The organism is Saliphagus sp. GCM10025334 (assembly GCF_042663485.1).
Classification (GTDB): domain Archaea; phylum Halobacteriota; class Halobacteria; order Halobacteriales; family Natrialbaceae; genus Natronosalvus.
In genome coordinates this window covers 1-570 of the sequence record NZ_JBHTAF010000021.1, presented here as the reverse complement: position 1 = coordinate 570, position 570 = coordinate 1, and the positions used below count along the sequence as shown (strand labels likewise).

General features: G+C 64.0%; 1 protein-coding gene. It reads left to right on the top strand.

Going from position 1 to position 570, the window contains the following annotated elements:
- On the top strand, positions 1-570 hold a 570-nt coding region (locus tag ACFQO4_RS21200), incomplete at both ends, for an AMP-binding protein (protein ID WP_500262723.1).

Genomic DNA, 570 nt, shown 5'->3' with positions numbered 1-570 from the left:
TAGGCGTCGAGGAGGACGACGTCGTCACCCTCTACCTGCCGATGATTCCGGAGCTACCCATCGCGATGCTCGCGTGTGCCCGCATCGGGGCGCCCCACTCGGTCGTCTTCGCGGGCTTCTCCGCCGACGCACTCGCGACCCGGATGAACGCCGCCGATAGCGAGTATCTCGTCACCTGCGACGGCTACTACCGCCGTGGCGATCCGTTGAACCACAAGGAGAAGGCGGACAAGGGGCTTCGCGGCGTCGATCACGACGTCGAGACGGTGGTCGTCGACCGCCTCGGCGACGAACTGAACCACTTCCTCGGCGCCAACGCCCACGATTACGAGGAACTGGTCGACACACACGAGGGCGAGACTGTCGAGCCGGTCTCGCGCGATGCGGAGGATATGCTCTTCCTGATGTACACTTCGGGGACTACGGGTCAGCCAAAGGGGGTGAAACACACCACGGGGGGCTACCTCTCGTACGCCGCCTGGACCTCTCACGCCGTACTGGACGTCAAACCCGAGGACACCTACTGGTGTGCAGCCGACATCGGCTGGATTACGGGGCATTCGTACATCG